The sequence below is a fragment of the Duncaniella sp. genome (assembly GCF_029054785.1).
GTDB lineage: Bacteria > Bacteroidota > Bacteroidia > Bacteroidales > Muribaculaceae > Duncaniella.
On record NZ_JAIDEN010000106.1, the window covers coordinates 1 to 8,178 of the forward strand.

Sequence of the window (8,178 nt, forward strand, 5' to 3'; positions counted from 1 at the left end):
CTTCTGAGGCTGCGGTTTCGCCTGCGGCTGCGAGTTCGGCTTTTTCAGCTGCTTCGCGACGGGCGGCAAGTTCCTCAAGCGAGGGGACCCAGAGTTTGTTTTCGAAGGTGTCGAGACGGCGCTGGATGCTGTCCTGTGCGTTGGCCAGGGCGTCCGGGTCGGGGTAGAGCTGCATGAGCGACTTGTTTCTCAGGTTGCGGGTCTTGTAGATCTCGCCGTTGTAGAGACCGAGCTGGAAGTAGTCGTCATAGGTACAGGTCGCGAGGTTGTTGTCGTCGTTGGTGAAGATGTTCTGTGTCGAGAGATAGGGACGGAGATCGGCGTAGCGCACCCAGAACATCGGGTAGCGGATGGCTTCGGCACCGAAATCGCCGTCGCGGTGGAGCACCGGACAGAGGGCTTCGATGCGTGTGCGCATGCGGTTGGAGCGTTTGTCGAATTCCCAGCGTTCGATGATATAGTAGCTCAGGACTTCCGAGGCGGGCACGTCGGCATCCTCGATGGTGAAGCGCGGATTCTTTTCGGTCGAGCCTTTGGCTGTGGTGTGGAGGATGTGGAAGCGGTCAAGGACGTCGGCCATCCGTACTTTGTAGTTGTCGGAGAAGACTTCGCGGCCGTCGAGATACTCATAGCCCGTGAGATCACCGGAGGCCATGTGGCGCATGATGATGCGGAAGAGGTTCTCCTGGTCCTCGACAGGTTCGTCGGGGTAGTAGAGAGCGGCGTTGGCATCTTTGGTCAGGTCGAGCTGACGGTACATGACGCGCATCCATTGCATTTCTGAATCTGACACAGCCCGGTCTTCATAGTGGGCCTGCATGCGCTGTGTGACACCTGTCGATGCCTTGACCTGGTTGCGGTCTTCGGCCCCGCGCCGGCGCACGACACTGCTGCTGCTTGACTGCTGGGCGAAGGCAGCGGCAGCGACTAACATTACTATGGCGGTGAGAAGAAATTTCTTCATGGAGGGTATATGCAAATGGGGTTAGTTTACGATGACTTCCACTGGATTGAGGGTGCGTTCGATGCCGTCGGGGCCTTTTGCTCGTATGCGCGAGATGTAGAAGCGCTTGCCGCGGGAGAGGCGGCGGAACTGGTCTTTCTGACGCTGGGAGAATGAGGCTCCCTGTGAGACTTCGGGTATCGCGTTGCCCATCTGGTCGAAAAAGACGGTCTCGAAGCCGAGGACGGTGAAGCCGATGTTGAGCATGTCGTCATCAATCGCGGCCTCGATGCCCGGAGCAGAGGTGAGGAGTGTCTTGGAGAAGCCCTTGCCGCCTTTGTAGCGCTCCTTGGTGCCGTTGGGGGCGGTGTAGGTGATGAAGGCTGTCGGATCGGGGAGCTTGCGGACACGGAATGTGGTCGAGGATACGGTCTGAGGTCGTCCGTCGATGGTGGCTGTGACGGTCACAGTTGCGTTTTCGCCGATCTTGGCCGGACGTGCGACCCAGGCGTCGCCCTTGCGGGAGAGTGAGCCGTTGGTCATCGAGGCGCTGACGGCGTTCATCGGGACGCCGGGCACGGAGATGCTGACGGGGTTGTCGATTCCGGCGTAGAGCACGTTCATCATTGTGGCCGAGACTGTGGCTGTCGGTTCCATGACGGTGTAGCTCGACGAGAAGGGGTGACGTGTGGAGGTTCCGTCGCCGTGGCTGACTTCAAGATAGCCGCTGTAATCGAAGGTGCCTGTCGAGGAGGTCACAAATTCGTAGAGACCGTTTTCGTCGGTGAGCTGTTTGCCTCCGATGAATATGGCCGGACGGGCGGTAGTGTCGACGGCGGCGAGGACTATGTTGGCCGAGTATTTGCCTCCGCGCATTACCATGCGTGACTGGGGGATGACAAAGGCGTTGATCTCGTTGACGCGGACATCGCCGGCATCGACTGCCGCAAGGAGGTTGGCGAGGGCTTCGCCTTCGGCATAGCGGATGTCATTCTGGAGTTTGGTCAGAAGGGTGATGGCGGCGACCACCGGCTGGTTCTCGAACTTCGCTTCTTCCCATTTCTGGGGAGCTACGGTGCCGGGGCGGCGGAAGGGTTCGGTTGAGAGGGCTTCGTCGATGCTTGCCCGCTTGATGGAGTCGGTGACGAGCGAAGTGACGTGGGCGCGATATGAGTCGATCGCTTTGCGCAGGATCTCACCACCGCCTGTCGCTGGGCCGAGCATGACGAGGGCTGCGGCTTCGAGATCGTCGCGGCGGTTGATTTCGCCGAGAGTGCCGTCAGGGCCGTCGGCTTCGCGGACAATGGCGAGTTTCAGGGAGTCGACCGTCGCATAGATCGCTGCGGCATGCTTGCGGACAAGTGTGGCTTTTTCGAGCCAGGGAGCGCCCTTTTCGGGGTTCTGGGCTGTGAATGACTGGAGGGAGGAGTAGACGGCGTCGTTGCGTCGGCCCACGGTTGAATTGGTGCGCGCGAGACCGTCCTCGACCTGGACGAAGCCGTCAAGGACATCGCTTGAGACGTTGAGGGCGAGCATGGCGGTGAGGACGATATACATGAGGTTTATCATCTTCTGCCTTGGTGAGAGCCTGACTACTGATTCTGCCATTTATGGTCGGTGATGGGGGTGTTGTTTTTTGGGGTGATGTGCGGGGGTGGGGAGATGATGGAACGTCAGCCGGGAACGGCGACCGGCGGTTCAGACTGTACCTGACGACTGGGCGCCGGGAATGTCGTTCATCATCGGGCGATACATGTTGACGGTCATCGCATGGAGCATCTTTTCGTAGACCGAGTTGAGCTGCTGCATGTTGCGGGCCATTTTTTCGGTCTCCTCGCAGTAGCGGGCGCTCTGTGAGGCGCTTTTCTCATACATGTCGCGGATATCCTTGATGCCACGGTTGACGCGGTCGATTGATTCGAGCTGGGTCGAGACGCTCTTGAGCTGGATCTCGTAGATTGTGTTCAGGCCGCCGAGGTTGCGGTTGAGATCGGCCATGCGCTCGATGTAGCCGCGCGAGTTTTCGGTCACGGATGCCGAGTTTTCGGTGATTGCGCGGTAGCTTTCAAGCAGGACAGCCGAAACCGAGTTGAGCGATTCGGTAGTTGCGCGCAGAATCTCCATCTGCTCCGAGATGGCGTTCATCTGGGCGAGATAGGTCTGGGTAGCGTTTGTCAGTTCGGCGAGATCTGTGGCTGCGGGGAGCGGTGCGGCGGCAGGCGCGGCGGCAACAGGGGCCGAATAGACTTCCTGGCTGTTGAACTCAGGCTGCGCTTCGCTGTCGGACGTCTGACGGCGGACGGGCTGTTCGCGTCTTTCGCCTCCGTCGAGTTCGGGGAACACTTCTTCCCAGTGATATTCCTTCGGCGGACGGTCAAAGGCGGTCAGGATGAACATGACAACTTCCGTGCCCATGCCGATGCAGAGAAGTGTGTTGCCTCCGGGAAGGTGGAGGATCTTGAAGAGGGCGCCCCAGATGACGATGGCAGCGCCGATGCTGTATGCGAAGTTGAAAAGGCGCTGGCCGCCTTCCCACCGCATGATGGTTTCTATCTTGGACTGTATCTTTTCTTTTGTCACGGCTGATGAGTGTTTAAGGGGTTGAGGGGGGTGGAGTGGTTCCTGAGGGTGAGGGATGTCTATTTCCTGGCTTTAGTGCCTTTGGCGAATCCGATCTGCGAGCGGACGCAGCGGAAGCCGATGTAGGAGCGCTGTTCGTTCTGATATTCCCACATGCGGAGGTCCGAGCGGACATTGTGGGCCACATCTTTCCATGATCCGCCGCGCACGATCTTGCGTTTCATCTTGTAGGGATCCTCAAGAGCGGCGTTGTAGCGGTATTCAGGGTTGAGGTCGCTGGTGAGTTTGTCGACGCTCTCGGTGTAGGCTGTCGAGGTCCATTCGCTGACGTTGCCTGCCATGTCATAGAGGCCGAAGTCGTTGGGCGAGTATGTGCCGACACGCGAGGTGATCAGATGGCCGTCCTGGACGAAGTTGCCCTCCTGCGGTTTGAAGTTGGCATAGAAGCAGCCCTGGTCCTCTGTCATCGGCAGATCGCCGTCCCAGGGATACATGTTCTCACTCTTTCCGGCGCGGGCGGCGTATTCCCATTCAGCTTCGGTCGGGAGGCGGTATGGCTCTATGTAGACCCCCTCGCGGCCGAGCGAGCGGCGGAGGAAGTCGGTGCGCCAGTTGGCGAAGGCCGTGGCCTGTTCCCAGCTCACTCCGACAACGGGGTAGTCGTTGTAGCCCCCGTGGGAGAAGTAGAGGCGGACGTATGGTTCGTTGTAGGCGTTGTCAAAGTCGTTGATCCATGCTGTGGTGTCGGGGTAGACGTTGACAATGTATGTGTTGACGAAATCGAAATCGCCGGTGAGTCCGCGCGAGATTGTCTGACGGATGATCTCGCCTTCGTCGTTGATCCATGCGGTGTCCTTCGAGATGAGAGGAGTAGCGGTCGGGACGGGGCGGTCGGTGTTGTATTCGCGGCGCGCGGGATTCAGGCGGTGTTTGCGGCGTGCGGCCTCGGTGTGGTTGTAGACCTCGTAGCGGTAGTTGAGCTGTTCGGGGTCGAGTTCGCGTGCGCCGGTGATGGGGTTTGTGCGGTAGAGGCTTTCGATTGCGCGCTGTTCGTCCTCGTTGGCGTTGCGCCAGGGTATGGGCTTGGCCCAGTTGAGGTGGGGAGTGACGGGGTTGCCCTCGCGGTCCTCCTCGATCTTGAACTCTTCGTTGCCGCCGAAAGCGGGGTCGGCGAGGCGTTCGCGGATGATGGAGTCACGCACCCAGAAGACAAACTGCTTGTATTTCGAGTTTGTTATCTCGGTCTCGTCCATCCAGAACGCATCGACAGAGACTCCGCGCGAGTTGGCGCGGATGTTCCACAGAGAGTCGTCTTTCGCGGGACCCATCTTGACAGAGCCTCTCGAAACGAGGACCATGCCGTAGGGGGTCGGTTCGGCCCATGACGAACCTCCGACACCGGTGACTTCGCCTCCGATTGCGCTGCGGCTGCCTGTCGCGCATGAGACCGCTGCCGAAAGGAGGGTGATGACTATGATGAAGTGGATTATTTTTTTCATAGGTTACATTATGCGGATGCTCTTGTGTTTGTTGCGGTTTTTCTCCGAAAAATCGAGTTTAAGGTTATAGCCTGCGACGATCTCGTGGCTTCCGGATGAGGCTTTGGAGATGTCGGAGGTGTGATAGTCATAGCTGTATCCGATGAAGATGCCTTTGATTTCGGCTCCGAGCATCAGGGAGAGGGCGTCGTTGTAGCGGTAGCCGATGCCTGCGGTGAAGAGTTTGTTGTAGCGCAGGCGTCCTGTCAGCTCAAAGTCGGTGAAGGTGAAGTCGCTGCGGACTATAAGCGATGGTATCACTTCAAATAACGTGTTTTTCACCGGAATATTGCTGCCTGCCATGAAATAAGCGGCACGCTTTGCGGTGAATTGATATTTTTTTGCAACTCCGTCGCCTGAGGGGAGCGAGGGGGAGCCTGAGGCTGATTCGCCTTCGGAGGTGAAGGTGACCGTCGGGCTGTTGGCGTGGAGCAGGGAGACTCCGGCCCAGAATTTCGGGTGGGTGTAGTAGAGGCCGAGGCCGAGGTCAAGGGCGTTGCCGGAGACGTCGCGGTTGGGGATGGCGTCGTCGTCGGGCTGGTGAAAGTCATCGTCGGAGGGGATGTAGACTTCCGATCCTCTGAACTGTTCGTTGAGAAAGCCGATCTGCAATGAGCCTGTCAGTTCCCCTTTGAGCAGTTTCAGCTTGTAGCCGATCTGGGCGTTGACGGTGAGGTTGCGGAAGAGGCCCATTGATTCCTGCTGGGCCACGAGGCCTGCACCGAAGCGTTTGCCAAGCAGTTTGAATGGCATGTCGGCGGCAAGGACGAATGTTTTGGGGGCGTTGTCGATGCCGATCCACTGGAGGCGGCCCCCACCGCGCAGGCGCAGGTTGTCGGTGTCGCCGGCCGCTCCCGGATTATAATAGGTGGGGAGCGCCCAGTACTGCGAGAGCATGGCGTCGCCCTGGGCTTTGGCTGCGGGGGCGCAGACGGCGAGGGTGAGGCAGAGGATGGCGGTCAGGCGTGACAATATGCGGCGGGACTGTGTCATTCGAAGTAGAAGGTGAGGACGACCATGCGTGAGACGGCCTTTTTGAGCGATTGTGTGATTTTGAATTTTTCAGGTTCTTCGGCAATGTCGGTGCGCTTGTGGTCAAGGACATCGCTGAGGCCGAAGCAGAATTTGATTTCGGGGTTGAGCTTGAAGTAGGGGAGATAGAAGTCGCAGCCGAATCCGCAGGTGAGATAGAAGTCGGCGGGCTTGGTGCGCAGATAGTCGCCTGATTTGCGGACCACGTTGACTGCCGGCATGACTCCGGTGGTGACGTAGGGGCGCGAGTTGCGGTAGCGCAGGCCGGAGAATTTCAGGTCGAAGGGAAAGACGAGGAAGGCCGATTTGATGTTCTGGCGCAGCTGGGCGCCGCTGTTGTATTCGCGCATCGTGACATCGCGGTTGCCGAAATACATTCCCGGCGAGAAGCGCAGGTTGAAGTAGGTTCCGAGCCGGTAGTCGATCAGGCCGTTGACGCAGAATCCGGGCTGGAATCCGGGCTGCTCCACGAACCATGATTCGCCGTTGTCGGTGACGAATCCGTTGTGGGTGAAGGTGAGATCCTGGGTGTGGAGGCCGACCGAAAATCCCAGATGCCATCGCCGCAGGTCGGCATAGGGGCGGTTCATCAGCTTGTCGTTGAGGTTCTGGGCGGAGAGCGCGCCGAGGCTTCCGGCAAGTGTGACAAGCAGGATCAGAAGATGGCGAAGGGATATGAAAAAGCGATGATTCATCATTTGTTATAACGAATCATCGCTCTTAAATATTGTGTGGGGGCTTAACGGCTGTCTGCCGCAAGTCTCACATCAGAGGCTTAATTATTTGCCTGCGAATTTCTGCTTGAGTTCAGCGAGAGCTTCGAGGTCACCGAGGGTGGTCTTTTCGAGAGGAGTGGTCAGTGCGGGAGCTGCTTCTTCACGACGGCCTGCGCCACGGCGTGCTGCTGCGGGCTTCTTGGGAGCTTCAGCGCGTTCGCCCTTCTGCTCATCTTCGAAGATGCGGCTGTGAGAAAGGATGATGCGCTTGCTGTCCTTGTTGAATTCGATCACCTTGAAGTTGAGCTTTTCGTCAACCTGGGCCTTCGAACCGTCTTCCTTAACGAGGTGCTTGGGAGTAGCGAAGCCTTCAACGCCGTAGGGGAGGGCGATGACAGCGCCTTTCTCAACCATTTCGATGATGGTTCCTTCGTGGATAGAACCAACGGTGAATACGGTTTCAAATACATCCCAGGGGTTTTCTTCGAGCTGCTTGTGGCCGAGAGAAAGACGACGGTTGTCCTTGTCGATTTCGAGAACCTGAACTTCGATGTCGGCACCGATCTGAGTGAATTCGCTGGGGTGTTTAACCTTCTTGGTCCAAGAGAGGTCGCTGATGTGGATGAGACCGTCAACGCCTTCTTCGATTTCAACGAATACACCGAAGTTGGTGAAGTTGCGCACTTTTGCAGTGTGCTGGCTTCCGACGGGGTATTTGGTTTCGATGTTTTCCCAGGGATCGTTCTTGAGCTGCTTGAGGCCGAGTGACATCTTGCGGTCTTCGCGGTCGAGGGTAAGGATAACGGCTTCAACTTCGTCGCCGACTTTGAGGAAGTCCTGAGCTGAACGGAGGTGCTGGCTCCAAGACATTTCGCTGACGTGGATGAGACCTTCGACACCGGGGGCGATTTCAACGAATGCGCCGTAGTCAGCCATGACTACTACGCGGCCTTTGACTTTGTCGCCAACCTTGAGGTTTGCGTCGAGGGCATCCCAAGGATGGGGCTGGAGCTGCTTGAGACCGAGGGCGATGCGCTTCTTCTCGTCGTCGAAGTCGAGGATAACGACATTGAGCTTCTGGTCGAGCTGAACCACTTCTTCGGGGTGGCTTACGCGGCCCCAGGAGAGGTCAGTGATGTGGATGAGGCCGTCTACGCCGCCAAGGTCGATGAACACACCGTAGGTGGTGATGTTCTTGACAGAACCTTCGAGAACCTGACCCTTTTCGAGCTTGGCGATGATTTCGCGCTTCTGCTGTTCGAGTTCGGCTTCGATGAGTGCCTTGTGGCTGACAACCACGTTCTTGAATTCTTGGTTGATCTTCACGACCTTGAACTCCATGGTCTTGCCCACGAAGATGTCGTAGTCG

At 57.9% G+C, this 8,178-nt stretch carries 7 protein-coding genes; all 7 read right to left on the reverse strand.

What is annotated here, in order from left to right:
* The coding region (gene gldN, locus K2H17_RS07200; RefSeq protein WP_300133158.1) for a gliding motility protein GldN at positions 1–964 on the reverse strand (964 nt) is incomplete at its 3' end.
* A 21-nt stretch (positions 965–985) separates the two neighbouring features.
* Positions 986–2,551 (reverse strand): gliding motility protein GldM, encoded by a 1,566-nt coding sequence (gldM, locus tag K2H17_RS07205; protein WP_300133160.1) that lies wholly within the window; start codon positions 2,549–2,551, stop codon positions 986–988.
* Positions 2,552–2,641: 90 nt separating this feature from the next.
* Complete coding sequence (gene gldL, locus K2H17_RS07210) at positions 2,642–3,523, reverse strand: gliding motility protein GldL (protein ID WP_300133162.1); 882 nt, start codon at positions 3,521–3,523, stop codon at positions 2,642–2,644.
* A 59-nt stretch (positions 3,524–3,582) separates the two neighbouring features.
* Positions 3,583–5,022: an SUMF1/EgtB/PvdO family nonheme iron enzyme gene (locus K2H17_RS07215; RefSeq protein ID WP_300133164.1), complete on the reverse strand. Its 1,440-nt coding sequence runs from the start codon at positions 5,020–5,022 to the stop codon at positions 3,583–3,585.
* Positions 5,023–5,025: 3 nt separating this feature from the next.
* Positions 5,026–6,054 carry a PorP/SprF family type IX secretion system membrane protein gene (locus K2H17_RS07220; RefSeq protein ID WP_300133167.1) on the reverse strand — a complete coding sequence of 343 codons (1,029 nt, stop codon included), beginning with the start codon at positions 6,052–6,054 and terminating at the stop codon, positions 5,026–5,028.
* A complete protein-coding gene (locus K2H17_RS07225; RefSeq protein ID WP_300133169.1) occupies positions 6,051–6,791 on the reverse strand; it encodes a porin family protein in 741 nt (246 codons plus the stop codon). The genes K2H17_RS07220 and K2H17_RS07225 overlap by 4 nt, the downstream gene beginning before the upstream one ends.
* An 81-nt stretch (positions 6,792–6,872) precedes the next feature.
* Positions 6,873–8,178 (reverse strand): 30S ribosomal protein S1 (locus K2H17_RS07230; protein WP_300133172.1); only part of this gene is annotated, 1,306 nt, incomplete at its 5' end.

Bases quoted from the DNA above. Each gene is read 5' to 3' on its own strand.
- gldM (WP_300133160.1), bottom strand. From the start codon at position 2,551: ATGGCAGAATCAGTAGTCAGGCTCTCACCAAGGCAGAAGATGATAAAC.
- K2H17_RS07215 (WP_300133164.1), bottom strand. From the start codon at position 5,022: ATGAAAAAAATAATCCACTTCATCATAGTCATCACCCTCCTTTCGGCA.
- K2H17_RS07225 (WP_300133169.1), bottom strand. From the start codon at position 6,791: ATGATGAATCATCGCTTTTTCATATCCCTTCGCCATCTTCTGATCCTG.
- K2H17_RS07220 (WP_300133167.1), bottom strand. From the start codon at position 6,054: ATGACACAGTCCCGCCGCATATTGTCACGCCTGACCGCCATCCTCTGC.